This window comes from Anabaenopsis elenkinii CCIBt3563 (assembly GCF_015245355.1).
Classification (GTDB): domain Bacteria; phylum Cyanobacteriota; class Cyanobacteriia; order Cyanobacteriales; family Nostocaceae; genus Anabaenopsis; species Anabaenopsis elenkinii.
The window spans coordinates 3,015,302-3,042,149 of the sequence record NZ_CP063311.1; the positions used below are offsets into that span (position 1 = coordinate 3,015,302).

The 26,848-nt window shown below is 42.7% G+C and carries 24 protein-coding genes and 1 pseudogene; 11 read left to right on the forward strand and 14 right to left on the reverse strand.

Translation table 11 applies throughout. From position 1 onward, the window contains the following. Positions 1-176 precede the first annotated feature (176 nt). The gene (locus IM676_RS13285; RefSeq protein ID WP_200987344.1) at positions 177-980 is read left to right on the forward strand and encodes a creatininase family protein; all 804 of its coding nucleotides are present in this window, start codon (positions 177-179) and stop codon (positions 978-980) included. A 104-nt stretch (positions 981-1,084) separates the two neighbouring features. Next, positions 1,085-1,588 carry a 2TM domain-containing protein gene (locus tag IM676_RS13290; RefSeq protein ID WP_200987345.1) on the forward strand — a complete coding sequence of 168 codons (504 nt, stop codon included), beginning with the start codon at positions 1,085-1,087 and terminating at the stop codon, positions 1,586-1,588. An 80-nt stretch (positions 1,589-1,668) separates the two neighbouring features. Here the strand turns inward: IM676_RS13290 and IM676_RS13295 are convergent, their stop codons facing one another. From IM676_RS13295 to IM676_RS13305, 3 genes are all read right to left on the reverse strand, one after another. Then, entirely contained in the window at positions 1,669-2,064 is a 396-nt protein-coding gene (locus IM676_RS13295) for a salt stress protein, Slr1339 family (RefSeq protein WP_200987346.1), read from the reverse strand. Positions 2,065-2,161: 97 nt separating this feature from the next. Next, complete coding sequence (locus IM676_RS13300; protein ID WP_200987347.1) at positions 2,162-2,767, reverse strand: vWA domain-containing protein; 606 nt, start codon at positions 2,765-2,767, stop codon at positions 2,162-2,164. A 102-nt stretch (positions 2,768-2,869) separates the two neighbouring features. After that, on the reverse strand, positions 2,870-3,229 hold the full coding sequence (locus tag IM676_RS13305; protein WP_200987348.1) for a Rieske (2Fe-2S) protein: 360 nt from the start codon (positions 3,227-3,229) through the stop codon (positions 2,870-2,872). A gap of 134 nt (positions 3,230-3,363) precedes the next feature. On the opposite strand from IM676_RS13305, the gene IM676_RS13310 reads away from it, so the two are divergent. The 3 genes and pseudogenes from IM676_RS13310 to IM676_RS13320 all read left to right on the forward strand — a co-directional run bounded on the left by IM676_RS13310 (position 3,364) and on the right by IM676_RS13320 (position 6,423). After that, complete coding sequence (locus IM676_RS13310; RefSeq protein WP_200987349.1) at positions 3,364-4,407, forward strand: J domain-containing protein; 1,044 nt, start codon at positions 3,364-3,366, stop codon at positions 4,405-4,407. Positions 4,408-4,487: 80 nt separating this feature from the next. Continuing rightward, positions 4,488-5,278: pseudogene (locus IM676_RS13315) on the forward strand (IS5 family transposase). 260 nt (positions 5,279-5,538) lie between these two features. Next, on the forward strand, positions 5,539-6,423 hold the full coding sequence (locus tag IM676_RS13320; protein WP_200990201.1) for an ATP adenylyltransferase family protein: 885 nt from the start codon (positions 5,539-5,541) through the stop codon (positions 6,421-6,423). A gap of 66 nt (positions 6,424-6,489) precedes the next feature. Here the strand turns inward: IM676_RS13320 and IM676_RS13325 are convergent, their stop codons facing one another. Together IM676_RS13325 and recN are read right to left on the reverse strand one after the other, a co-directional pair. Beyond that, entirely contained in the window at positions 6,490-7,011 is a 522-nt protein-coding gene (locus IM676_RS13325; RefSeq protein WP_200987350.1) for a DUF3122 domain-containing protein, read from the reverse strand. A 149-nt stretch (positions 7,012-7,160) separates the two neighbouring features. Next, positions 7,161-8,888 carry a DNA repair protein RecN gene (gene recN, locus IM676_RS13330; protein WP_200990202.1) on the reverse strand — a complete coding sequence of 576 codons (1,728 nt, stop codon included), beginning with the start codon at positions 8,886-8,888 and terminating at the stop codon, positions 7,161-7,163. 333 nt (positions 8,889-9,221) lie between these two features. On the opposite strand from recN, the gene IM676_RS13335 reads away from it, so the two are divergent. Then, entirely contained in the window at positions 9,222-11,222 is a 2,001-nt protein-coding gene (locus IM676_RS13335) for an ABC1 kinase family protein (protein ID WP_200987351.1), read from the forward strand. A gap of 92 nt (positions 11,223-11,314) precedes the next feature. Here IM676_RS13335 and IM676_RS13340 read toward each other — a convergent pair whose 3' ends face one another. From IM676_RS13340 to IM676_RS13350, 3 genes are all read right to left on the reverse strand, one after another. Continuing rightward, complete coding sequence (locus tag IM676_RS13340) at positions 11,315-11,749, reverse strand: hypothetical protein (RefSeq protein ID WP_200987352.1); 435 nt, start codon at positions 11,747-11,749, stop codon at positions 11,315-11,317. A gap of 58 nt (positions 11,750-11,807) precedes the next feature. Then, positions 11,808-14,840, reverse strand: a complete 3,033-nt coding sequence (locus IM676_RS13345; protein ID WP_200987353.1) for a valine--tRNA ligase — start codon at positions 14,838-14,840, stop codon at positions 11,808-11,810. Between the two features lie 157 nt (positions 14,841-14,997). Next, positions 14,998-16,260: an FGGY-family carbohydrate kinase gene (locus IM676_RS13350; RefSeq protein WP_200987354.1), complete on the reverse strand. Its 1,263-nt coding sequence runs from the start codon at positions 16,258-16,260 to the stop codon at positions 14,998-15,000. Between the two features lie 137 nt (positions 16,261-16,397). On the opposite strand from IM676_RS13350, the gene psaM reads away from it, so the two are divergent. Both psaM and IM676_RS13360 read left to right on the forward strand, forming a co-directional pair. Further along, positions 16,398-16,493 carry a photosystem I reaction center subunit XII gene (psaM, locus tag IM676_RS13355; RefSeq protein ID WP_006196319.1) on the forward strand — a complete coding sequence of 32 codons (96 nt, stop codon included), beginning with the start codon at positions 16,398-16,400 and terminating at the stop codon, positions 16,491-16,493. Positions 16,494-16,878: 385 nt separating this feature from the next. Then, a complete protein-coding gene (locus IM676_RS13360) occupies positions 16,879-17,289 on the forward strand; it encodes a slr1601 family putative cell division protein (RefSeq protein ID WP_200987355.1) in 411 nt (136 codons plus the stop codon). A gap of 94 nt (positions 17,290-17,383) precedes the next feature. Here IM676_RS13360 and IM676_RS13365 read toward each other — a convergent pair whose 3' ends face one another. Continuing rightward, on the reverse strand, positions 17,384-18,112 hold the full coding sequence (locus IM676_RS13365) for a tetratricopeptide repeat protein (RefSeq protein WP_200987356.1): 729 nt from the start codon (positions 18,110-18,112) through the stop codon (positions 17,384-17,386). Between the two features lie 340 nt (positions 18,113-18,452). Between IM676_RS13365 and IM676_RS13370 the strand changes: the two genes are divergently transcribed. Then, positions 18,453-18,917, forward strand: a complete 465-nt coding sequence (locus IM676_RS13370) for a hypothetical protein (RefSeq protein WP_200987357.1) — start codon at positions 18,453-18,455, stop codon at positions 18,915-18,917. Positions 18,918-19,013: 96 nt separating this feature from the next. Here IM676_RS13370 and IM676_RS13375 read toward each other — a convergent pair whose 3' ends face one another. The 4 genes from IM676_RS13375 to IM676_RS13390 all read right to left on the reverse strand — a co-directional run bounded on the left by IM676_RS13375 (position 19,014) and on the right by IM676_RS13390 (position 21,867). Beyond that, entirely contained in the window at positions 19,014-19,505 is a 492-nt protein-coding gene (locus IM676_RS13375; protein ID WP_200987358.1) for a YajQ family cyclic di-GMP-binding protein, read from the reverse strand. A gap of 57 nt (positions 19,506-19,562) precedes the next feature. After that, positions 19,563-19,985 carry an MAPEG family protein gene (locus IM676_RS13380; protein WP_449657993.1) on the reverse strand — a complete coding sequence of 141 codons (423 nt, stop codon included), beginning with the start codon at positions 19,983-19,985 and terminating at the stop codon, positions 19,563-19,565. Between the two features lie 119 nt (positions 19,986-20,104). After that, complete coding sequence (locus IM676_RS13385; RefSeq protein WP_200987359.1) at positions 20,105-20,608, reverse strand: DNA recombination-mediator protein A; 504 nt, start codon at positions 20,606-20,608, stop codon at positions 20,105-20,107. A 164-nt stretch (positions 20,609-20,772) separates the two neighbouring features. Next, the gene (locus IM676_RS13390) at positions 20,773-21,867 is read right to left on the reverse strand and encodes a phosphotransacetylase family protein (RefSeq protein WP_200987360.1); all 1,095 of its coding nucleotides are present in this window, start codon (positions 21,865-21,867) and stop codon (positions 20,773-20,775) included. Positions 21,868-22,240: 373 nt separating this feature from the next. Here IM676_RS13390 and IM676_RS13395 point away from each other — a divergent pair, with 373 nt between their 5' ends. Continuing rightward, on the forward strand, positions 22,241-23,650 hold the full coding sequence (locus tag IM676_RS13395; protein WP_200987361.1) for a glycosyltransferase: 1,410 nt from the start codon (positions 22,241-22,243) through the stop codon (positions 23,648-23,650). Between the two features lie 65 nt (positions 23,651-23,715). Here IM676_RS13395 and IM676_RS13400 read toward each other — a convergent pair whose 3' ends face one another. Then, complete coding sequence (locus tag IM676_RS13400; protein ID WP_200987362.1) at positions 23,716-25,608, reverse strand: DNA polymerase III subunit gamma/tau; 1,893 nt, start codon at positions 25,606-25,608, stop codon at positions 23,716-23,718. Between the two features lie 324 nt (positions 25,609-25,932). On the opposite strand from IM676_RS13400, the gene IM676_RS13405 reads away from it, so the two are divergent. Next, positions 25,933-26,562, forward strand: coding sequence for a hypothetical protein (locus tag IM676_RS13405; protein WP_200987363.1), 630 nt, complete (start codon positions 25,933-25,935; stop codon positions 26,560-26,562). The last annotated feature ends 286 nt before the right edge of the window (positions 26,563-26,848 follow it).

The following is a 26,848-nucleotide window of genomic DNA, read 5'->3' on the forward strand; positions in this document are numbered from 1 at the left end:
GTCTGTTCTCATCAATTGATACGATTAATTTTAATAATATTCCCACATATGGTTGCTAATAAAGCGTCGGTCAACCCTCAACCGTCAACAATCATCGGAGTTATAATCAAATGCAGAAATATCACAGTCATTCGCGGATAGCTTCGTCATCTATCCCAGTCAACCGTAGTACTAATATGCACAATTTTATTCCCCCAGAAAGGTTTTTTCCCTACCTCACTTGGACTGATATCCAAGCTATGCCAAATAAGGAAAATGTGGTTATTATTCAACCTGTGGGCGCTATTGAACAACATGGCCCCCATTTACCTTTAATTGTTGATGCTGCTATTGGTGTGGGAGTGTTGGGGGAAGCACTCAAAAAGCTAGATACAAGTATTCCCGCCTATGCTTTACCCACCCTATATTATGGTAAATCCAATGAGCATTGGCATTTCCCCGGAACTATTACTTTAAGTACTCAAACCCTGACAGCAGTAATTATGGAAATGGGGGAAAGTATCTACCGCGCTGGGTTTAGAAAATTGGTGTTAATGAACTCACACGGTGGACAACCCCAAGTTATGCAAATGGTAGCCCGGGATTTGCATATTCAATATGGTGATTTTTTAGTGTTTCCCTTATTTACTTGGCGTGTGCCTCATATTACTAAGGAATTGTTGACACCTAAGGAAGCAGCCCAAGGTATGCACGCGGGAGATGCTGAAACTAGTATTATGCTGGCAATTCTACCAGAACAGGTAAGAATGGATCAAGCTGTTGCTGAGTATCCACCAGAACAAGAGGAAAGGAGTTTACTGAGCTTAGAAGGTAAATTACCTGTGTCTTGGGCTACAAAAGATATAAGTAAAACTGGGGTAATTGGCGATGCTACAACCGCAACCAAGGAAAAAGGCGATCGCATCCTGGAATCTGTTTCTAACGGTTGGGTACAAGCTATTGAGGATATTTACGCTTTTGTGCAACCACAACCCCGGTGATAATTTCCCTAATATCTGTCTACACCCCATTGAGATTTGTTAGTGTAGATAAAGTGAAAATAATAGCTGCCAATTCCCCAATTTTTAGACTCAGAGATAATGTTATGACGGCATTTGAACCTCAACAGCTTCGTTCTTATAGCCAAGAAGATGTCCAGAAAATACTTCAGTTAGCGATCGCTCGTCAAGCTGATGACCAAAATAAGGAATTTTCTTATGAGCAACTGTTAGAAATTGCTCAAGAGTTAGATATATCACCAGATTCTCTGAATCTGGCAGAAATTGACTGGCGATCGCAACAGAGCGAAATCCAACAAAGACAAGCCTTTAACGCCTACCGCATCGGAAAATTCAAGAAACGTCTAGGTAATTACGGAATTATTAACACTTTTTTGATGCTGTTAGATTTCGTCGGCGGTGGCGGTCTTACCTGGTCTTTATATTTCTTAATATTTTGCAGCTGCACATTAGGGCTAGATACTTGGAATACCTTTCAAACTAAGGGGGAAGAGTACGAAATGGCTTTTCAAAAGTGGTATCGTAAACATCAAATCAAACAAACCATCAATACAGTCGTAAGTAAGTGGTTTAAGGCCTTACAAATTTAGCTAAAAGCCAAGTTTACCAGAGATAAAACCCCTAGAAAACATCCAGAGGCTTAAACTAACAACGGGTTATTTTAAGTTGTTTATTCGTCGCTTTGTAAATATCCCATCGCCGCATCTAATTTAGAAGGATAACCTTCAGCAAACCTTTCAAACCAAAGACCTTCGGAAGAAAACGGATCTAATGTTTTCAACCATGCTTGTGCTTCCCCCCGTAAAGCTGCTAAACCTTGCGCCTTAATTTCAGCTTGGCGAATTTGTTCCTGTTCTATTGCTTGCTGTTTTTGCAACTCCTCAAGCGCATCTTGTTCAGCAAAATCAGCCCGGACCTGCGCCAAAAGACTATCCTCTAAAGATAAAGACTTTGGTGGTGGTGGAGTTGAGGATTTAGCTGTGTTTTTCTGTGGTTGTGATCCTGGGGATTTACCCTGATGATATTCAGCTTTGAGTTCACCCAGGAGCTTGTCAAGAGAATCCATGCTTTTAACTTAATCACTACCGAATTAAAACTTGAAGAAGCCCAAACCACCAGGAATAATCTGTGGTTAATTCAATCTTGAACAGCGCCGAGCTCAACTAGTCAGTAATAGCATTGAGTAGTACCTCTGATAAACTCATATCCTCCATATCTTCCATTGTCACGGTGTCACAGATATCAAACTTCGCCCCAGCGCTTTGCAAATCATCATCTAAAACCTTGAGAAAGCGGGTAGCTTGTATATCTGTACCAACTTGAATCAAGGAAATACTTAATTCTTCATCGGTATCCATACGGCGAGAAGCTTCGATAATTACCTTCATGACTGCTTTGCGGTCATCGGGTTCCCCATCAGTTACTACTAAGATGATTTCACCATTGGGCTTAGTTTGACCGGCGCTCTTGCGTTGGAAGTAATTCTCAATTGCGTCTTTTAATACAGATGCTAAGTCTGTGGACCCAGATGGGTCATTTTCTTGAAATATTTGTGTTACCTTAGCCGCATTGACATTCTCATAGCGCTTAAATCTACCAGAAAATAAATATACAGTGATCCCATCTGGGTCAAATTGCTCACACTTACTGGCTAAGGCTAGGGTAGATTCTTGTGCAGATTGCCATCTAGTTCTACCACCTTTCTGATCTGGGGTAGCCATGCTACCGCTTTTGTCGATAATTAGTGTATAGTCCCTATTTTCCAGCATGATTTGATTCCCACTCATAACTATGCCATCTTCACTATAGCAATTTGTATACAGGCAAGCGATCGCCCCTAGTGTGAGTTAACGCTTGCCATTTAGAAGATACTATTCCTCTTGGATATCAACCCAAATACTACCTTCTTCCACACGCACAGGGAATACAGGTAGGGTTTTTTGTTGTGAAATCATGGAAAGGACTTTACCTACACCAGGTGGCCATGGACACCAATCTTTTACCTCTCCAGTACCTAAGTCAAAAGCACTGCGATGTATAGGACAAACAATCGCCCCATCTTCGGTAATCTTGCCATTTTTCATCGGCATTTTTAAATGAGGACAGGTGTTATCTACAGCATAAAGCTGATTCTCATGGTTGACAAGTAAAATTTTACGTGTGCCAACTTTTACTACTTGTCTTCCATTCGGTTCCAGGGACTCAGCCGCAAGAACTTTAGTCCAGCCCATTAGGTTCTCCTTTCTTAATGATCTGCTTTCAGTTTCCCGCAATTGTGGTGCGATCGCTAGAATTAACTGATTAAACTGAATATTGTGGGTGTACGATTTGATCAGATGTAAATTTACTCAGACTGGACTCCTTTATGCCGAAAAAATCCACCTTTTCATCCCAGTCAGCGACCACAACATCGCTGGCGCCCTCATATGTCCATATCCGTCTAGAAGCCTTAGACAAAGAACACCAGTGGCTATTGAAACAAATTAAGCGAAAACGAACTGAACTGCAAAACTTTTTGGAACAGATGCGTTCCCTAGCTACAGATATATTAAATCGCTCTAATACACAGTTACAAAACCTGGTAGATATTGACCGAGAAATTCATACTCTGTTTGATGAAATCTTGAATCAAAGGAAATTGAGTAAGCAGAGCAAGAAAGATATTCTAGCAATTTACAATCAACTCCAATTTGCCAGAATCATCACTCCTCATCCTAGTAATTATGCAGAATATCCGAACCCAGAGGGGGGAACAGATGATTTCTCACATCAGCACACAGAAGAACACAGGCAATACCAAGAACCCCAGGAGAGTCTCAACTTTTATTCTGGCGACAAATCTGATCCTGCGAGAAAAATTCGGCAGATATTTCTAAGTTTGGCAGAAATATTTCACCCTGACAAAGTGAAAGATGGAGAAACTCAAATACTCCATACTGAAATTATGAAAGAAATTAACAAAGCTTACCAAGAAGGCGACTTGGCGCGATTGTTGGAAATTGAACAGCAACATCAAACCGGTAAATATATTGATATGAATAATCAAGATGATTTAACTCGCCAATGCTTGAAAATAGAGCAGCAAAATCAAATTCTCAAACACCAATATGAAGACTTAAAACAAGAACTTCGCCTAGTTAGAAATACTCCAGAGGGGGTAATGGTTTCTGACTGTCGTAAAGCCGCACGAAGGGGAATAGATGCGATTGGGAGTATGGTTGAACAGGTAGAAGCTGAAATTAAAACTATTACTGCTATCCGTGATTTTGTTAGGGCTTTTAGAGAACAAAAAATGACTATTAAAGAATTCCTGACTGGTCCACAACTTATGGGCCGTTCAAATCAAGACATCACGGATGATGAACTAGCAGAAATATTGTTAAAGTTGGGTGAAATAGGGTTTTTCTAAGAGGATGTTTGTCAAGTCAAGAAAAGCTCAAGTAACGATATTCTATCAGTAGACAAAAACGCGACAGAGTTACTTGAGCCATGTCTAAATCATACCCAACAGACTTGACAAATGAACAGTGGGAATTGCTATCAGTGCTGATACCCCCAATAAATTTGGGGTGTCGTCCCCGTCGGGTTAACCTACGCGCTGTGATTAGTGCCATATTTTATGTTCTGTGTGCGGGTTGTCCATGGCGGATGTTGCCGACTTCCCAAAATGGCAAACGGTATACTATTACTTCCGAAAATGGCGCCTGGATGGTACATGGGAACGCATTAACCACAAACTTCAACAGTGGGTACGTGTTCTCGAAGACCATGAACCAAACCCAAGTGCAGCAATTGTGGATTCTCAATCTGTAGAGAGTGGAACAATGGTATCCCAAGCTGTCGGGTTTGATTCTGGGAAACTGGTTAAGGGACGTAAACGGCATTTTTTAGTTGACACTCTGGGATTGGTTTTGATGGTTGTGGTCACCTCGGCTTATGAATCCGATCAAGCAGGCGCAAAAAAATTATTCACCCAAGCCAAGAACAGAATTAGCGATCGCTTGAATCGGTTGGTGCACATTTGGGTTGATGCTGGGTATCAAGGTAAAGGCTTTATGAGATGGGTGATGGATACGTATCACTGGGTTTTGCAGGTTGTACGTCGTCCGGTGAATACTAAAGGCTTTGTTCTGCTACCAAAGCGTTGGGTTGTCGAGCGTAGTTTTGGTTGGTTTAATTGGTGTCGTCGATTGAGTAAGGACTACGAAATTTTACCCCAGACCCATGAAACATTTGTGCAAATCGCCATGATTCGGTTAATGCTTAGAAGACTCGCTTAATTGAGTTGTTTAATACTTTCCAAACATCCTCTAAGAGGATGTTTGATAACTTTTCAACAGGTAATTTTCATCTTAAGGAACAGGGAACACCGGAGAAAAAGGGAAGCAACAAAATCAAGTTCCCTCCTCTTGTCAGGGAAAGGTGAGGGTAGAGTCAGACAATATTTGATACATTGATCATAAATTTTAAAACATCTTCTAAAGTTAAAAATTCAACAAAAACTAGCATTAAATATTTTACTATGTCCCAAAAAAACGAAATCCCCCAGGGAAAAATATTACTCAAACCTGGAACTTTATGGCAAAGTATCAAGGAGCAGACTCAATACGCCTTAGAATCTGGGGCCTTACTGTCGATACCCACAGATTTTGAATTGGTCGAGGAGAATGGTATTCAATTTTTAGTAAGGATTGTATCTAATCTTACCCGCAAAGATAAGGACAAGCAGCAAGCAAAAAACAAGAATCCTTTTTTACCCTATGAGAAAGATTTATTCGTTGCGGATATTTCCGAGAGTCATGTTTGTATATTGAACAAGTTTAACGTTGTTGACTATCACCTGCTAATTATTACCCGCGCCTTTGAGAAACAGGAAAAATTACTCACCCTGGAGGATTTTGCAGCTATGTGGGCGTGTTTAGCTGAATTGGATGGTTTAGTGTTCTACAATGGCGGTAAACTTGCGGGAGCTAGTCAGCCACATAAACATCTGCAAATAGTACCCTTACCACTGACACCTTCAGGACTGCAAGTACCTATAGAACCCTTACTAACATCGGCAGTATTTATAGATTCTGTAACTACTATACCAGGATTGCCTTTTGTTCACGCTTTGGGGAAACTAAACCCTAGTGGTTACCCATACACGGACGCAGTAACTACACTGGAGCTATATCATACCTTATTGAGTGCTGTGGGGTTAGAAGCCCTTGAGGATAATAGACAATCTGGAGCTTACAATCTTTTAGCTACAAGGGAATGGATGTTAATTATACCGCGATCGCGTGAAGATTTTCATGGTATATCTGTTAACTCCTTGGGATTTGCGGGGGCCTTGCTGGTACGAAACCAGGAACAAATGCAGATAATTAAACAACACGGCCCCATGACCATCCTCAAGAATGTAGCTTTACCCGTCCCCTAGGTCAGTATTTTAGTGGGTCAGCTTTAACTGTACCCCTCCATGAATTATTTATGAAGGTATTGAAATTTACTCAATTTCTGTTACTAGCCATTGCCATTCAGTAACTACATTCTGAGGTATATTGATCAGCAATGGCTTGACATTTTTAGTCGGCACATACAGTTTAAGTGCATCGGTGGTTGCTAGTTGCGGTAGAATGTTAGTTAATTCATATTCACCCACATTGGGAGCAGGTGCACTTAAGCCATAGGCATCTGATGCACTCAATAGTTTTCCTGATGTTGTCTCAATTACTAATGGTTGCGGGTGAGCAATTTCCGCAATACCAGGAAAACCCACTAGGCGCAATCTTAAGTCTTTGATTGCACTGTTGTAATTTTGTTTGAACAATAGCACCTGCCAAGTATAGCCTTTTTCATCTTTGATAGATACTTGGGAGTGATAGTGCAAAACACCAGGGGAATCATGATGTTGTAGCAGTAACGCCTGTGCTGATTGCACACCCCATGCACTAAAAGTAAAGGTGATGAGGATTACTATAGCCCAAGTCCAGAAGTATTGCCAAACTTTTTGCTTTAGGTAATACATACGGTCAACGAAACTCTCATGAGTAGAAAAACAAAAAGCGAACAACCCTAACTATAGCGTCAGCTTAGAGAGGAAGTCCTCATTTTAGATTTATGTCCCCCCATTGGTCTGACCTCCTCCCCTTTACTTGGCTCCAGGGGAGTGTCAAATTAAATTATTTCTTCTCCTCGATGATGGGCTGCTTGTAACAATAAAGACTCAGCAAATGCGATCGCCTCCGTCGCCGACTTACCACCAGCTAACTGCGCCAGTTCTTCCCGACGATTGCTCATATTCTCTAAATTAGTAACTCGTACCACCGTACGCTGCTCAGTATTATTACTTTCATTAATGGTTTGTTTATCTACACGCAAATGTCGGTCAGCCATGGCCGCCACTAAGGGCTGATGGGTGACACATAATACTTGGTTATTTTGACTTAGCTGGTGTAATTTTTCCGCGATCGCTTGGGCGACTCTCCCAGAAACCCCCACATCAATTTCATCAAAGATCATAGTTTCCGCCGCATCCCCTTGGGAAAAACAAGCTTTCAAAGCTAATAAAAAGCGACTCATTTCACCCCCAGAAGCGATGGCGATTAAAGGTTGCAGGGGTTCCCCTGGGTTAGGGCTAAACATAAAGGTAATTTTGTCTGCACCTGTAGCTGTGGGGGGAATAGGCGCTATTTCCACTTGAAACTTTACCTTTTCCATGGCTAAAGGCTGAAGTTCACACAGTAATTGAGATTCTAAATTAGCAGCGGTTTGGCGACGCAATTGAGTTAACTGTTCACAAGCTTGGGTTAGCTGGGTAAAACAGGCGCGTTCTTGCTGTTCTAGACTTTCAATCGACTGTTCACTATCATTGAGTTCTGCCAATTCCTCGAGTATGCCTTGGTAGTGGGCGATCGCCTCTGTGAGGGTGGGTCCATACTTGCGACAAATTTGTTTTAATTCTTGAATCCGCTCTTCTACTTCTTGCAATCTTTGGGGGTCGGCTTCTAAACTACTTCCGTAAGCATTAATTTGCCTTGCTACTTCCATAATCATAGTTTGAGCATCCCTGACCAAATCCAACAAAGGTTGTAGTTGGGCATCATAGCCCACCATATCAGTTAATGTCGCCTCACTGTCTCCTAATAAATCCGTTGCTGCTGGGGTGTCATTATCATTTTGATACAAGGATTGATATACCTTGTAACTCATCTGTTGCAGTTCTACTACATGATTGAGGCGTTCCCGTTCTTGCTGGAGTTGTTCCCATTCCTGAGGATCTTGGAGGTTAGCAGTTCCCAATTCCTGGATTTGATACTTGAGCAGATCCAGTTGTTGTAGACGTTCCCGGTCTGAACTCCGGCGTTTTTCTAAGACCAGATCAGCTCTTTGATGAGCACTAAAGGCCGTAACGATGATTTGACGCTGTTGCATCAACAACTCACCACCATAGATATCTAACCAATCCCGCACTTGGGCTGGTTGTCCTACCTGTACGGTTTGTCCTTGGGCGGTGATTTCCACCAGGCGATCGCGCAGTCCTCCCATCATCTGGCGATTCACCAACACCCCATTTACCCGTGATCTACTGCGGATATTACTGTTAGTGGCGGTAATTTCACGGCTAACTATCACACAGTTATCCTCAATTAAATCTATTTCCTGTGCCATCAACCAACTAGTTAAGGAAGGTGATAGGGTGAAAGTAGCTTCTACCACTGAGCGATTTGTTCCCGTGCGAATGACTCGACTAGAGATTTTACCCCCCAAAGCCGCATCAATGGCATCCAAGATAATGGATTTTCCCGCGCCTGTTTCACCGGTCAGTACATTGAGACCAGGGCCAAATTCCAGTTCCAGGTGATCAATCAGGGCAAAATTTTCGATTCGCAGCAAAAGCAACATCAAGCCAAATTCTCCGAGAGGACAGATGCCAAGACTTTTAACTTACAGAACAATAAGCAAGTTATTTTTATTACTTTTTCCTGCTTTTTGGGCATATTGTTATAATACAACGCTTCTGTAGGAAAATCGATCATTACTCTCCCACCACGTATCAGTTGAGGGTGGGGAAGATCGAGATAGTATGGAACTAGGACGCCATTTTTCTAGTTATTAGTACTTGGTAAATCTGACAACTTGGGCAAAAACTGCAATTTATCCTTGTTTCATGGATGATTATTTGTAAACTTATTGTTACAATACTTTACATGCTTAATCCTCTCGGTGGCTTCCTTCATGATTGTTAAGACACTTCCCCCGACTTCGCGCAAAACCGAGGACGAACTACAAGTTACTCAACTAGTAACAGAAAATGGCACATCAACCTTAGTTGTTGATTCACCAAAATCTATGATTAACCTAAAGTCTGACACTGAGGCTATACCTTACGATCCCCAAGAGATAAGGGAACATTATCGCCAGCGCCCCCTAAAAGTTTTGCGGCGTATTTTCGCAGTCTTAAGGCCCACCCTTTCCTTTGTATTTGGGTTGTGGTGGGACAACCGCCGGGGAATAGTGCTGAAAAAAGACCCCCGTCGAGCCGTGCAACTGCGAGAACTACTTACGAAATTGGGACCGGCTTACATTAAAATTGGACAGGCTTTATCTACAAGACCGGATTTGGTTCCCCCCACATATCTAGAGGAATTAACTAAGTTACAAGACCAATTACCGCCGTTTCCTAACGCCACTGCTTACCAATTTATTCAAGAAGAATTAGGCGCACCACCGGAGGAAATTTACGCCCAAATCTCGGAACAGCCCATTGCGGCCGCTTCCTTGGGGCAAGTTTATAAAGGTAAACTAAAAACTGGTGAAGAAGTCGCTATAAAAGTTCAACGCCCTGATTTAAGAGAAACAATTACTATTGACTTGTTTATTTTGCGCCAACTCGCCGCTTGGGTAAAAAATAAAGTTAAACGAATACGTAGTGACTTAGTTGGTATCCTCGATGAATTAGGCGATCGCATCTTTGAAGAGATGGATTATATTCATGAGGCAGAAAATGCCGAACGCTTTTTCGAGTTATATGGTCACATAAAAGATATTTACATTCCGAAAATTTACTGGGAATACACCAATCGTCGCGTCCTGACTATGGAGTGGATCAGCGGCACAAAATTAACCCAAACGGCCGAAATCAACGCCCAAGGAATAGATGCGCGTTATCTGATTGAAGTGGGTGTGCAATGTTCCCTGCGCCAGCTACTGGAACACGGATTTTTCCATGCTGACCCCCACCCTGGTAATTTATTAGCCACACCAGATGGGAAATTGGCTTATCTCGACTTTGGTATGATGAGTCAGGTACAACCGCCCCAGCGTTATGGTTTAATTGAAGCGATCGTTCATGTCGTTAACCGTGACTTTGAAGGTTTAGCCAACGATTATGTTAAACTAGACTTTCTATCCCCAGATACCGACTTAACACCCATAATTCCCGCATTTGCCAGAGTGTTCGCTGATGCTCAAGGAGCCAGCGTTGCTGACTTGAACATTAAAAGCATCACTGATGAACTCTCTGCTTTGATGTATGAATATCCTTTCCGGGTTCCCCCTTACTACGCTTTAATTATTCGCTCCCTGGTAACCTTGGAAGGTATAGCTATATACATAGATCCCAACTTCAAAGTTCTTAGCGAAGCCTATCCTTATGTTGCTAAACGTCTGTTAACCGACGAGGCACCACAATTAAGAACATCACTGCAAAACTTACTATTTAAGGATGAAAGATTCCGTTGGAATCGTTTAGAAAACTTGTTACGCAATGCCAAAAGAAATCAGGATTACGACTTTAACCTAGTTTTAAACCAGGCAGTCGAGTTTCTTGCTTCTGAACGTGGTGCATTCATTCGTGACAAAATAGTAGATGAATTTCTCAATGGAGTCAATGCTGTAGGCAAAAATGTTTTACACAACTTTACTTATATCCTGCGAGAACGAGTAGGTTTAACAGCAGTTCATGAAATCCCCAGGGCTACAGTTGAGCAACAACAAACCTTAGACCATATTAAACGGATTTTAAGTATTCTGCGGGAGAACCGTGATTTTGATCCGGTGGAATTAGCTCCCCAACTGGCCCAACTGTTAGTAAATCCAGGTGTACAGCGTTTGGGTCAGCAAATTACTAATCGCCTGGCGCAAAAAGCCTTAGCGCGTTTAATTCGGGAGTTATTAGCAGCTGAAGAAGTCGATAGCACTAAAGGTCTTCCCCTCGGTAAACCCGCAAGAGTTTAACTGATGATTTGAGAAGTTAATACACCCCTCTGATTACCAACAAGAGGGGGTCAGGGCTTAATTTTTCCCACATAAACTTAGGTTGGAATTGTTCAACTAGAGTCTCGATGGTGATGATTGTGATCACGTTGAAGACGTTCTTCTAAGGATTGAATCTGTTCCCGACGTGCTTCTAATTCTAGAGTACGACGGGCTAATTCTTGATTTTGTAAAGTTAGAGATTGTCGCCAGTTCTCAGCACGTTCTGCTTCTTGTTCTAACTGTTTTGGTGTCATACCAATGCTGAGGTAGGTTTGCACTAAATTTATTACCCAGTCCCTAGCATCTTCTAAACTTTCAATATCACCTTGAGGGGAAAGCTGCACTAAAACCAGCAAGTTCTCAGTAATGTTAGTTTCTTCACCCAAGAAAATTAAAGTCTCTTCGGGGATAACTACCCACAGGTTTTGACTTTCTTGACGTGCTAACAAGCGTAACTGATAGTTGTCTAAAAATTTCTTTTTATGTACTTGAGCTAGATATAGCATGGCTTATTGTTTAACTAGAGGTAATGGTTAAATATAAATCAACCATTACCCATTACAGCTATGCTAAACTACGCAGGCGATCGCGTAAAATTTCCGCTTGTTTTTCAGCTTCTGCTAAAGAATCCCTGGCTCCCTGTACTACTTCTACTGGGGCTTTATCCACAAACTTAGGATTACTTAACCGCGCACTCAAAGACTTAGCCTCGACTTCGGCTCTGTTGAGACTTTTTTCCAGTTTAGCCCGCAAAGTAGCAATATCTACTACATCCCCAATCAAAGGAATTACGACTTGTACAGTACCCACAACACCAGCAATAGCATTTTCTGGTGCTGGTGACTCTCCTAACTCTGTCTGTATAATTTCTTTGGGATGGGGAGGTGGGAAAAACTGAGCCATAAACTTTTGTCTAGCCTTAGCTGTCAGTAGATTTTGCACAACAAACCAAGACGTATAACCTAAACCCAGGATTTCAAAGAATGTACCGATGAGCGGAACTTGATAAATTGCACTCCCCGTCGCTAAACCTATCCTTGCAAAGACAAGTACCGCGATCATTAAACCAATTGTCTTCAAACCCCTCTGAGGTTTTTTCTCAACCACTTCCGGGCTAGTTTTCTGGGTTCCAGACACTTCCCGAACACCAGCAATGGTTAAATTCTCTACCTTCGCCAAATCTTGAATATAGGCTCGTCCATCTGTGAGGATTTGCTGTTCCTCGGGATTATCGGTTTGTAAATTAGCCGTAATTTTCGCCCCAGGTTTAATATCCGCCTCAGCGCGTAAATTGCGAATGGTGCGGATTGTACCAATGAGCAGTTCAAACTGTGCCTCTAAATTGGGATTAATCAGGTTATGATCGCCGGAGGGGTAGGGTTGTAAAGATAAAGTTTCTAAAGAATCGGCTGGTTGTTGGGTGAGAGTTTGCCAAATTTCCTCAGTAATATGAGGCATGAAGGGGTGCAGTAATTTTAAAATTCCTTCTAGCAAATAGGCAAGAGTTTGTTGTGCTACCTTCCGGGATGCAGGATCTGCACCTGTTTGTAACCGGGATTTGACTAATTCAATATACCAGTCACAAAAATCACCCCAGATAAATTCATACAGACCTTTGGCGGCTTCCCCTAAACCGTAGTTATCAATATAATTACTAGTTTGTTTGATAACTTGATGATAACGGGAAATAATCCAGCGATCGCTTAATTCTGTAGCCAGTGGTTGACCCAACTGTTGTGGTGTTTGTCCATCCAAATTCATCATCACAAACCGGGCTGCATTCCACAACTTATTAGCAAAGTTGCGCGCTGCTTCCACCGATGAAGACTCATCCTTTTTGCGGTCATATTCTAAGCGGATATTCTGACCTGCTCCCGCCACTTCTTTGATTAAGGTATAGCGCAGCGCATCAGTACCATACTTGTCAATTAATAATAGTGGATCAATACCATTACCCTTAGTCTTCGACATTTTCTGACCGTTTTCATCCAGAACTAACCCGTGGATGTAAACATCATGAAATGGCATTTTCCCGGTAAAGTGTCCGGCCATCATCGTCATTCTGGCCACCCAGAAAAAGATAATATCAAAGCCAGTCACCAAAGCAGTGTTAGGGTAATAAGTCCCTAAATCTGGAGTTTGTTCCGGCCAACCCAAAGTTGAAAACGGCCAAAGTCCAGAAGAAAACCAAGTATCTAACACATCTGGGTCTTGTTGTAACTTGACATTTTCTCCAAATTGTGATTTAGCTTTTTCCCAAGCATCATCAGCTGATTTTGCCACCACAAAGGGGGTATGATCAGTAATTTCACCACCGGTTTCACTGACAGCATACCAAGCCGGAATTTGATGACCCCACCATAATTGACGAGAGATACACCAATCCTTTAGCTTAACCAACCAATCACGATAGACCTTAGTCCAGCGTTGAGGGACAAACTCCGGCGAATTTTCGCCGTCGAGAAATTCTAAAGCCTGATCAGCCATGGGGCGAATTTTCACAAACCACTGAGTAGATAAAAGTGGTTCTACCGGTACTTTACCGCGATCGCTATAGGGGACAGTATGCTTATAATTTTCCACCTTCACCAGCACACCGTCTGACTCCAGGCGAGAAACTACATTCTTCCTGGCCACAAAGCGGTCTTGTCCCTGGAACTCTCCAGCCTGCTCATTCAGGGTTCCATCCTTATTCATAATATTGATTAACGGCAGGTTGTGACGCTTACCCATTTCAAAATCATTCGGGTCATGGGCTGGAGTCACCTTAACACAACCAGTTCCGAAGGTCGGATCAACAAACTCATCACCAATAATGGGAATTTCCCGATTCATAATTGGTAAAGTTAGGGTCTTACCAATCAAATTAGAGTATCTCTCATCATTGGGGTTAACAGCCACAGCCGTATCACCCAGCATAGTTTCCGGTCTAGTCGTCGCCACCTCCACAAACCCAGAATTATCACTGAGGGGATAGCGGAAATACCAAAGATTGCCATCAACTTCTTGATTATCCACTTCTACATCAGACACCGCCGACCGAGAAGCAGGACACCAATTAACTAAATATTCTCCACGATAAATCAATCCTGACTCATAGAGACTTACAAAGGCTTCCAGAACAGCTTTTGATAAACCTTCATCTAAAGTAAACCGTTCCCGTGTCCAATCAACGGACACACCTAAACGTTTTAACTGATTAACAATTTTACCCTCAGAATCGGCTTTCCATTGCCAAGCCCGTTCTAAGAATTGCTCGCGTCCCAATTCGTAGCGAGTTTTACCCTCTTTTTTCAGTTGTTTTTCTAACATCGTGTGTACAGCGATGCTAGCGTGGTCAGTTCCTGGTACCCATAGAGTGTTACGCCCTTTCATCCGGTGATAGCGCACTAGGGTATCAATTAAGGAACTTTCAAAAGCATGACCCATATGTAAATTCCCCGTGACATTAGGAGGGGGAATGACTATACAGTAGGGTTCGCCGCTGTGACTGGGATCGGCTTTGTAGACTTGGTTTTCTTCCCAAAATTTTTGCCACTTGGCTTCTGTGGTAAATGGGTCATACAGACTAGGGAGGTTGCTAATATTTGCTGTCATGCGGGAAAAACTAATTCTGGAAGGACTCTTATAAATTTTGCCATAGCCTGGAAGAAGGATTCATCGAAAGGAACTGCACCAAGACCACAGGAGATACAAACAAGAGGTTAACCAAGAAAATTAATTGGTGCATCGCAGTTGAGTCCGGGGTTAGTGGCTAGTTAAAAAAATCAGTCCCTCTCATCGCCAACAGCGCCGTACCATAAGCCGCTTCACTATGCACCGACGACATGACAGACACCTTTAAATGTCGTTCACGAATGGTAGACCAAGCAGAATTTACCGCACCACCCCCGGCGGTGTAAACACGATTTAATTTATCTGCCCCCATTACCTGTAGTAATTCATACCCACGGGCTTCAATTCTGCTCATACTTTCTAACAACCCATGCAAAAATTCCACAGGACTATGAGGGCGTGGTGTTAATCGGGGTGGTAACAGGGGATCGTTAATGGGAAAGCGCTCCCCTGGCTGTAATAATGGATAATAATCTAACTCGCAGGCTGTTGTCATATTAATTTCCCGACTCAACCTTTCTAACTCAGCATCACTAAAAAATTGCTTGAGCACCGCTCCCCCAGTATTAGAAGCACCCCCAGTCAGCCACAAGTTACCCCAGCGATGGCTGTAAATACCATATCGTGAATCTTCTACCCGTGTACGACTCAATAGTTTGATCACCAGAGTCGAACCTAAAGATGTCACCGCTTCCCCAGGGTATTTTGCGCCGCTAGCCAAGAAAGCGGCAATACTATCGGTTGTACCAGCACACACCAAGCAATCATGAGGGAAATGAAACCCAGTTGCTATTTCCGGGCGCAATTTGGCAATGGGAGTACCAGGGGGTAAAACGGTGGGTAACTGAATTGGTAATTCTAGTTTTTCTAGCCATTGTGGATATTTCAACTCTTCCACGTCGTAGCCCAGCTTTAAAGCGTTATGGTAGTCGCTAATTCCCAAATACCCATGCAGGAGAAATCCTAACCAATCGGCTTGATGTAGAAAATATCTCCCTTGGCTGAAACTCGGCTGTTGCATCATCCACAGTAATTTTGCTAGGCTAGAAGTTGCACTTAATACATTATTTTGCGGTGGTGCAATACTTTTTAATTGCGGCATTACCACTGATCCCCGCCCGTCGTTATACAATAAAGGTGCATCTACAGGCTGACCAGCCCCATCGCACAGCAGAACTGTGGAAGAAGTGCCGTTAATGGCGATCGCCTTGATTTCTCGGCGTAATTTCTCAGGTATTTCTGTCAGCAGCCTAAATAAACCCACCTGCCAAGAATCTGCTCCCTTAGCAACAGGCTCACCCGCCCAATGATGCTTAATTTCTGTCTGGGTGTGAGTTTCATGATTGATCACCACACCCCTAACCCCAGAGGTACCGAAATCGATCCCCAAATAAAAATCCATAGTTGTATAAATCTTTTAATGATAAATCACTGTTTTTGTTGCATCTTGTAACAAGATATTCCACATTTTTGGCAAAACAGTGAAAAGTAGTAAACGAACTGTTCAATATTAATTTGAAGCTCAGGAGGGTTCAAACCATGCCTATATCAGACACTCAGGTGTACATTGCTCTAGCTGTAGCGCTGATTCCAGGAATTCTGGCTTGGCGTTTAGCAACAGAACTCTATAAATAACGCCTCTGACATCGTACTGGGGTAGATTAAAAGTACATTAAAAATCGCCCCACTCTCAAACAACAATCAGGCTCGTCCTGGTTGTTGTCTTTATAGGTAATACCAATTTAAGTAAAATAAGACATCATTCAACTTACAAGACCTAAAGCTGGGAATTGACATAATCTTCTAAAAGAAGAATAATCGGGCAACCGGGGTGATTGTGGCTAAGTGCCAAAAGTCTTTCATCCGAGCTACTTGCCTATATAGAGTAACATTTTAACTTGAAATATACGTGTAGCAATTTGGAAAAAATGAAGTAATATGACAGCTAAGTAAGGGTGTAAACCCAGTCAGCGTGCATTCTATGATGTTCTCATGAAATCAGTCAGGTTTTTTAAGCATAATGAACGCCATTCAACCGTCTAGACCTCCGGTACAACCTATACAAAAACGCCGGGCTGTTCCTCGACCAAAACGCCATCTTCGTCAACGTTCCGACCAGGTTATGGCCCTGGAAACCACAGCTAAGATAGCAGTTAACTTGCTCCTGTCCGCTACAGCAGTATCTGCTCTGGTGCAACTTTTGCCTTATCACTGGACACAGCAAAATAGGTTGCGAGAAGTCAGGACAGAGGTCAAGGTGATGGAAGAACGTGTTGAGAGTTTACAAAGGGAATTTGAGCAGAATTTCGATCCCCATCTAGCTCAAACTATTAGACAACAGCAAGCCTATAAATTTGAACCTAATCAAGTTCCAATAGTATTCGTAAATTCTGATTTTGACGAACCTGAAGTATTACATTTATTACCATAAGAAAATAGGGATTGAAGGGAAATTGGGGCGGAAAGCCGCCATACTAAAATCCGGTCATCTTGATCATGTCCGCAGGTGTATTGAGCACAATCTATTAATGGGGATTTTCAACAGATAACAGATCCTTTAACCAGTTTTCGATATGTACACGCAATGGGCAACTAAATATATCGTTTTTTTGATCTCCTCCGGGTAGTTTGGCCAGGGCGCGACGATAATCTGCGATCGCACAATTCCAATCACCCCAAATATGATAAGTCCTACCCCTTTGTGCCCAAATATGACCTTCTAGTTGACCGAAAACCATTGCTACCTCAAAATTATCAATTGCCTCTTCGTATAGTTTCAAATCACGTAAGGTAATCCCTCTATTAATCTGTGCCCGGACATAACTAGGATTCAAATCAATCGCCCGGTCGTAGTCAGCCAGTGCTGCAGTAAATTCCTCATTTGCTGCATGGTAATTGGCTCGATTGTTATACGCGCTAGCTAAGTTGGGGTTCAATTGCAGTGCTTTGTTGTAATCCACCAAAGCTTTTGGCATTTCACCACTGTGAAAATAAATCAATCCCCTGTTGTTATAGTCAATAGAATTTTGGGGGCGGCGATCAATTAATTCCGTGAGTAAGGCGATCGCCTCTGTATAATCCCCTTGTTGAGCGGAACTCCAAGCCCAAGCCCGTAAGTAGTCATCCCCTAAAGCAGATGCACCAATATCTTTCTGTTTATTCTCCTGCTTTCGTAAATTTTTAGTACTATTTATTACTTTAAATTTTGAATGATTTCTGTGAATTCCAGAACCTAAAGATGAATGTTTATTCATCGAATATTGCCTAATATCGTCCATGTTTCCCAAAAAATTACATTTCTACTGATTATGGTAGTTGCCTGAATACTTTGATAAAATTGTATTTATAGTTACTTTCCTCTCCGTTTAAAACACTACAGAAGCTGAGTAGACGACTTGACATTACTTAAACAATTAATGCTCAAACCTAATATTTAATACGTCACCCATAAGTTAAATTCCAGAAAGAATAAATATCAATCTTTAAGACTAATCAGGCAGTAAGAGCAACAAATTGGTAGAATGCCCACAAGCGGCAACGGCAGAGTATAGCACTCAAGCACAAATCGTAATTTTGAAGGTTGAGAAAATTTTTATGACAACAGCAATTTCCTATGAAGATGCACCAGATCTCAGCGTTGACGATTATATTGTTATAGGTCTATCAACTTGCTTCATTAAGGAAGATGGGGAAGTTTCTCAAGTGGAAGTAATAGAACCAATTCCCTCTGCTGCTTTAGAAGCATTGTTCAAAGGTATTCCTACCTCCTATAAGCTAGCTTGTGCAACCACCCTAGGATCTATCCTGGATGGTAATAGACCTGTGTTACCAGATGGCTTTCCAGATTCGGCTCAGTTTGGCGAAGAATTCGCCCTGCGGGTGTTTAGCGCGGCTCGCACCTACAAGCGACGTGAAACTGCACAGTCCCTGATTCCCTTAGGTACAAGCTACACTGATTTTCAATATTCTACCGAGCGTAAGCGCGTACTTAATCCTGCTAGAGTTGTCACGAAAGAAGACAATGTTAAACAGCATTCCCACACTCACAAAGTCCTTTAACCTCAGATAATTAATGACTGTGAAACTATAATCCCCGTGGGTCCACGCAGGGGAGTGTCAAAGACTGGGGCGGATAAAATCCACCCCAGAGGTTGTTTAACGGTAATTGGTAAATTGCAAAGCCACAGGAAAGTCTTCTTGTTTCAGACGCTGCATCACAGCTTGTAAGTCATCCTTAGCTTTAGCTGAAACTCTTACAGCATCACCTTGAATTGAGGGTTGTACTTTTTTGAACTCGTCCCGAATCAATTTGGAAATTTGTTTAGCTATTTCCTGACTGATACCTTTTTTGAGGGTGATTTCTTGACGTACACGGTTACCACTAGCTGATTCAACCTTGCCAAACTCGAAAATTTTTTGAGAAAGCTGACGCTTGGCGGCTTTTTCCCGGAGAATGTTGTGAACAGAATCTAAGGTAAACTCGCTGTCAGTGCTGACATTAATGGTTTGCTCGTTTAACTCCACAGTGGTTTGAGTATCTTTGAGGTCATAACGACTTTTGATATCTCGGATCACTTGATCGACAGCATTGACTAATTCTTGTCGATCAAAGTCGCTCACAATGTCAAAGGAATATGTAGAAGCCATAAACAATTTTAGATTTTCGATTTCTTGATCATTACAGTCCCACCCCCTATTGGCCAATTAACTCTGGGCTTGAATGATACTGGAAATAATCAGAATAGCAGAGCTCAGGGAGCCAATGGCAAACATTAGTGATCGCAATAGGGGTATATTCAAAATATAAGAAATTGAGTATAGCAACCGGGCTACCACAAAAGCGATGGCCGCCACTGTTGCTGTAGTAGAATGTACCCCAGTTATATATGCCATGAGTGCTGCGATGGCAAACAACATAAATGCTTCTAGGGAGTTTTGATGCGCCCAGGTGGCTCGTTGAGCATAGGGGGGCAATTTATCGAATACAGCGCGAGGTGTAGCAAGGGCTTGATACCCAATCTGCACCCGCGCATAAGCTACCAACAGAAAGGGCAGGTAAATCAGAAGGGCGGCAGCGGCAATGGAATACAATAAAATAACAGACACAGGTAGTTGCGATAGCATCATGAAACCAATCAATGTAATGTATTTGTACTTAGCTGTGATGAACAGGTAACAGGTGGTTACCTGTTACCAATTCGCAGTTTCCTATATCTATCATTACCTGGGCGAGGACTTACTGCACTTTAGTCAAAGTAGAAAAGTGTGACCACTTTTCTTTGTTCTTCTGCATCTCTACAAGTTTGCAGCAGAGTGCGACTGTCATGAAATGCAAAACAGACCAGTTGCTGGCAGCGAGAGATGATCTCTTTGTTACAAATGTAACTAGCTTCAGCTAAAGACAGGTGATCATTACTGGCATTTTCTACCAGATGCATCACCTGCTCTAGTTGTTGGCGTGATTCATAGGGCTGACGTTCCAAACTTTGGGGTAAAATCACCGTCAATAAATTAGGATCAGCCCGCATTGCTCCCTTAATAGCAGCTGAATTTGTCCCTGTAGCCCCAGAGGTGATCACCCGATTTCCTGATAGAACCAGGGCGTAGGTCATCATCTCAATGAGATTTTGATGCGTAATTGGCACATGACGAGAACCCAACAAGGCGATTCGCTTAGAACCAGTTTGCCGGATGGTCGCCAGTTCCTGCGCTAATGTATCGAGGTTGGTAAGGTCTGTTGACTGGCTCAAAGATGAACATAATCACATTAAACAACCCAGTTATTCTACCAAACAGAGGGTAGGTGAACAGCAAAATTTAGTTACATATCGCTACATTTTTCTGATATTTCTTTGGGTAGCTCAATAGCTTGTGGATACTCCCCACACCTAAAGGCGGGGGATTCCAGCCTCACTTAAGGTGATGTCCCTGCGGGAGTTAAGCCTAGTTTAGAGAGCAAGCGATCAATATCAAAATTCTCACTCATCAACTGGCGAATGCACTGAACCTTGATCGGTTCATGTACCCGTACTTGCCCAAAAGTACGATCAATAATTTCCACAGTGCTTAGAGTATCTAAGTCAACCGAGAGGATGGGTATTTCAAGCTCTTCAGCACGACTGAGAATAAAGGCGGGTGGTGGCAGTTGTCCAGTCAAGATCAGGCATTGTGTGGAAGTTTCTAGGGCGGCTTGTTGAATTTCCACGCGATCGCCGCCTGTGACTACTGCCATATTTCGGCGTTTGCGGAAATACTTCACAGCCGCATTGACATTCATCGCTCCAATTGCCAAGCTCTCCACCATCAAATCCAGGCGATCGCCACGACAGAGAACTTCCGCCTTTAACTGGTTTACCAGTTCACCAACGCTGACACTGCGGAGTAAATCACTTTTCGGCAATGTGGCCAATACGGGGATGTCTTGCTTTTCTAGAAACGGGCATAATTGAGCGTCAACTATTTCTAATTGTTCGCTAGGGATATCATTAATCACAACTCCCACCAAGCGATCGCCCACATACCGCTTGGCAGATAATAAAGCTCCTGTTGAGAGCAGTGAATTATAACGTGTGACCAACAGTACAGCAGCATCTAAGGTCTCAGCAATCTGTAACAAAGACAAATCAAACAGACTGCCTTGTCTCAAATCGCCAGGACCCTCTAGCAATACTAAATCTCCCTGGGAAATTTGCAAATATTGCTGTTTTAATAACTGCTGATAATTGGTGTTATCTTCGCCGCGCCAGCGTTTTTTGACATTGACCTCATCCAAAGCCAATATTGTGGCAGCAACACGGTTTTTTGGTAAGTTCAGGCTATGAGCAATAAACTGGACATCTTCCTCAACTACCGTTCCGCCAGATGCACTAAAACAAGTGCCTAGGGGTTTACCGTAGGCAATATCTAGTCCTTTTTGCTGTAGCTGATGAGACAAACCCAAAACAGTTGCGGATTTACCACTATAAATCTCAGTTGAGCCAATCAGCAAACATTTAGCAGATTTTGGCACACATGCACTCCTAATTGCAAAAGGAAATAGAAACAAGCTAGGTGTTTACTAATTTTAGTTGGTTCGGGCAACAGGCTGGAGTGCTGACAAGATAGAGTTGCGTGTAATGTACTTGGGGTATATGGTTTAGACCCTCAAAAATTATAGACAAATCTCAACAGTCGTAATCAGTCATTGGCTACCACACAAGTCCTCTTGCTCCATTAAAGTCGAAATTCAGTGCTAAGAAATGTTAAAAATTCGGTTACAATTGATTTGCATTGGCTTTAAACAAAGAAGCTGGAGCAATAAAAGCAAAAATCAGCACTCTCAAGTGTTGGATTGCTTACTTTTTTTCAGCTGTATAACAACTGGTTTTTGAATAAAGTAACCTATGCCAGCGAATTCCTGGCCCGAAGACGATTATTACGAAGAACTTGACGAACTTAACTCTGTATTATCCGAACCATCGGCAGATAAGGAGGAGTCAGTGGTAGAGGTAGATTCCATGTCTCTACCATCCCGGTTTCAAGGACGTAGACGCAAAGCTGCTCTGATTTTGACTGTAGTGTGGAGCGGTACAATCGCTTTGCATTTAGCTTCTTGGGGTTCAATATTTATTCTAGGACTGACTACTCTTCTAGGATTTCATGCCTTAGTAGTGGTATTTGCTAGACCCCGGCGCTATGCCAAAAAAATCCAGGGAAATTTTCCCTCTTTATCTGTGCTAGTAGCTGCCAAAAATGAGGAAGCCGTTATTAGTAAATTAGTCAAGAATCTCTGTAATCTAGAATATCCAGATGGGCAATATGAAGTCTGGATAATTGACGATAACAGCACCGACAACACACAAGAACTCTTAGGGCAACTAGCCCGAGAATATGACAAGCTCAAGGTTCTCAGACGTTCTCCACAAGCTACTGGCGGCAAATCGGGAGCATTAAATGAAGTTTTACCACAGACCAAGGGCGAAATTGTAGCAGTATTTGATGCTGATGCTCAGGTAGTACCAGACTTATTACTGAAGGTAGTACCTTTATTCCAAAGAGAAAACGTGGGGGCGGTGCAGGTGCGAAAAGCCATCGCTAACGCTCAAGAAAATTTTTGGACTCAAGGTCAGATGGCAGAAATGGCTCTCGATACCTGGTTTCAGCAGCAACGTGTTACCATTGGTGGTATTGGTGAACTCCGAGGTAATGGTCAATTTGTCCGGCGTACGGCCTTAGAAAGTTGTGGCGGATGGAATGAAGAAACCATTACGGACGATTTGGATCTGACCTTGCGCCTACATTTAAACCAATGGGATATTGAGTGTACATTTTTCCCGGCTGTGCAGGAAGAAGGTGTGACAAATGCGATCGCCCTTTGGCATCAGCGTAATCGTTGGGCAGAAGGCGGCTATCAACGCTATTTAGATTACTGGGATCTAATTGTTAAAAACCGCATGGGTACCCGCAAAACCTGGGATATGCTGATGTTTATGTTAAGTATGTATATCCTACCCACAGCAGCAATTCCCGATTTATTAATGGCCCTGGCTCGCCATCGCCTACCAATTTTAGGACCGTTAACTACACTATCTGTGGCTATGTCTGTTATGGGTATGTTTGCCGGACTAAAGCGTATACGTCAAGATGAGAAATTTAATATTTCTACATCTTTTCTGTTACTGCTACAAACACTACGTGGCGCTTTGTATATGTTGCACTGGTTAGTTGTGATGAGCAGTACCACGGCTCGGATATCCCTGAGGCCAAAACGTCTAAAATGGGTGAAAACCGTGCATTTAGGAAGCGGCGACTAGCTTTGGTGAGCTAAGTTTAAGACTGGAAATCTATCCAAAATTTACAAAATTTTGGATAGATTTTTTTAATCATCCTCAAATTCTGATTCATCCATCCAGTCAGATGTAGTCATGGTTACAGGAGAGTCTAATGCATCTCCTGTGACGCGGATAATTTGCCCATCAAAGAATTGCGCTAGGCGCTGGGCTGCGCTTTCCACTTCATCAGGCGCCCAATCAGCCAGGGGTGTGGGTATTTGTGGCGTTGACAAGGTTTGCACCTGAGGTGCAGCGGTGGTTGATTCGGTTTTGGGTGGTGCTGGTTTGGGTGTAGCTGGTGGCGGCGGTGGGTCAGATACTAGTTGATTGTATTTGGGTACTCTTGCTTGCTGAACGGGAGTATAGTTCTTTGGTTCAGGATTTGTTTTTGTGGAGTTGCTAGTAGAATCCGTTCCTTTTTCCAGAGAAACTTCGATTTCCCGCTGAAAAATCTGTTTGAAAGCCGCCTTAATCATCGGTAGATCAGATTTTAGTGCGTCTAACCAAGTACCTTTGACTGCAATACGTGCCAAGTTACCATTAAACTCTATGATCTGGCACATTTGACCAAGTAAAGCTTTCCGGGAAGGTTTGTGAATATTTACAAGTACCTGTTGCCAAACTTGAGTTAAGTCACACTCTGACGGTCTCTCCACTTCCTGATCAGATGAGGGTTTACTAATTTCAATGGTAGGTGGAGCAGTGAAAGGTTCTGGGGTGATAGTCGCTGGGTGAACTGCGGGATTCTGATTTGTGGTTTGAGGTACTGGAGGGGTGACCGGATGATCAGTAGTTGCTATAACAGGGGGGTTCACTCGCTCTGGTGTACTGACAGTTTGGGATTGAATATTGGCACTGGGTAATAATCCTAGTAGTGTCACCTCTAACCACAAACGTGGTTGGGTGGTATTTTTAATTTGTACTTCCGCTGTGCGGAGATGTTGCTGTCCCTGTAAAATGATACTCATGTCTAGTCGCTGGGCAAATTCAACCAGTGCTATCCAGGTTTGCTGGGTACAGGTAACTAAATCTTGGCGGTTAGGTGCTGTTTTGGCTATGAGTAAATCCCGATAGCAGGCTGCAAGGTTTTGCAGAATAATTAGGGGTTCCCTTCCACTGTCTAGGATTTTACGGATACAATCTAAAACTGCTTCTGGTTGGTTTTGAGCGATCGCCTTCAATAAAGCTAGTAAGTCTTGTTCACTGACTGAACCTACTAAATTCCATACCTTATCTGGAGTGATTTCACCAGCGAGTAACGCCAATTGATCTAGCAAACTTTCAGCATCTCGTAACCCTCCTTGAGCAATTTGAGCGATCAAGGTGACAGCCTCAGAAGAAATATGAATATTTTCTTGAGAGGCGATCGCACTTAAATGCTTAACCATAGACTCTAACTGAATACGTCTAAAGTCAAATCTTTGGCAGCGTGAAATAATTGTTGGTAATACTCGCTGGGGATCTGTGGTAGCTAGGACGAAAACTACGTGTTTTGGTGGTTCTTCTAATGTTTTGAGTAGGGCGTTAAATGCTGCCGTACTGAGCATATGACATTCATCGATGACATAAACTTTGTAGCGACACTGTACAGGGGCAAATTGTGCCTTCTCAATCAGTTCACGAATGTTGTCCACACCAGTATTGCTAGCCGCGTCAATCTCTATAACATCGAGGGAATAACCCTTGGTGATACCTTGACAAACATCACAGACTCCACAGGGTTCAGCGGTAGGCTGGGTACTGTTGAGACAATTTAAGGACTTAGCTAGAATCCGGGCGCTGGAAGTTTTCCCCGTACCTCTAGGTCCAGTAAACAGATAGGCTGGGGCTATTTTAGCTGTGCGAATTGCGTTAGTGAGGGTGGTTGCGATCGCCTCTTGTCCCACTAGTTCAGCAAAACTCTTTGGACGATATTTATGGTGGAGAGGTTCATAAGCCATGGATAGAAGAGTTAATCGCCTTCAAGTTTGGTTAGCATCACCCAGTGGAGTGTGGGATGGAACTATTGTAATGTAACCAGATTCGCCTAATTCCCCCTTTATAGCCTGGGGATGTAAGGATATCAAGTTTTCGGTGTTTCTTGAGATTTTATGAACACCGAAACACACCGAACACGGGGAAGCAACAAAATCAAGTTCCATTCCCTTCACCAGGGAATAGTGAGGTTGGGGTAATTTTGTACATGGGTCTTGCATATTTGACACTCCCTAGGGCTGGTCTCTAGGCTGGTATAATAATGGTCAACAATACTCAATGGTGTACAAATGCTCAGGCGGTTAATTCAATGGTTGAAGAGTATGATTAGTAGGTGGTTTGGCCGCCAAATAACTCACTCCGATATGGAAGATCATTTAGTACCAAGGCCAGCCCCACCGCTAACAGATACGGATTTAGAATTTCTGTTCAATGAACTTATAGAAGGTGTTCATCAAGCTAGAGGAAAAGATTGGGCGCAAAAGTGGCTAGATAATATCGAACATCGTGTTTCTAGTGAACGCTGGATACAGTGGTTACAGCGCTTTGGCGAAAGATTGCTAGCATCATCTTCAGCAAATAATGAATTAGCAGCTCGCTTAGTGCAGCTGGGTGAGTTGGGTGTTGGTGAAGTGGGAAAAGTTTCCTATGAGCTAGGAATGCAGTTGTTGACACGTTTTTCCGGGGAACCAATATGGGAATATGATGGATTGGACGCCTCCAACATAACTGTACCCACCCAGGGAGTAACCCAAACTGTCACCCTAGATCAGCTGTTGATCATGTTACAGCAGGATGAGAATTTACGCCAGCAAATTGCCCAGCAACTGACTATTGAAACAGATGATCCACAGTTGATTGTCCAGGAACTCATTAATCAATATGATGGTTCCAGTCAACCGAATACAGACCGGACTTAAGCGGGAATCAGGGGACATGACAAAATTCCCAACCCATTTCATAGTAGGCACTTCACTTTTGACCTTTGACTTTTGCTATAATCTGTGGTAAGAAATATGCTCATATCTACTTTCGGATAAGTTTACTTGGGTGCTTCACCCTGGAAGTGTCCGCACTACCTTTGTCTACAGGCTAACACTGCCTAAATGGAAGCTTTTGATAGATTTATAGCTCTATTTAAATCTTTGTTGCATTTCAATCTACAGCTATCACAGTTAAAAACTCTTTCACTGATTGAGTGTCAAC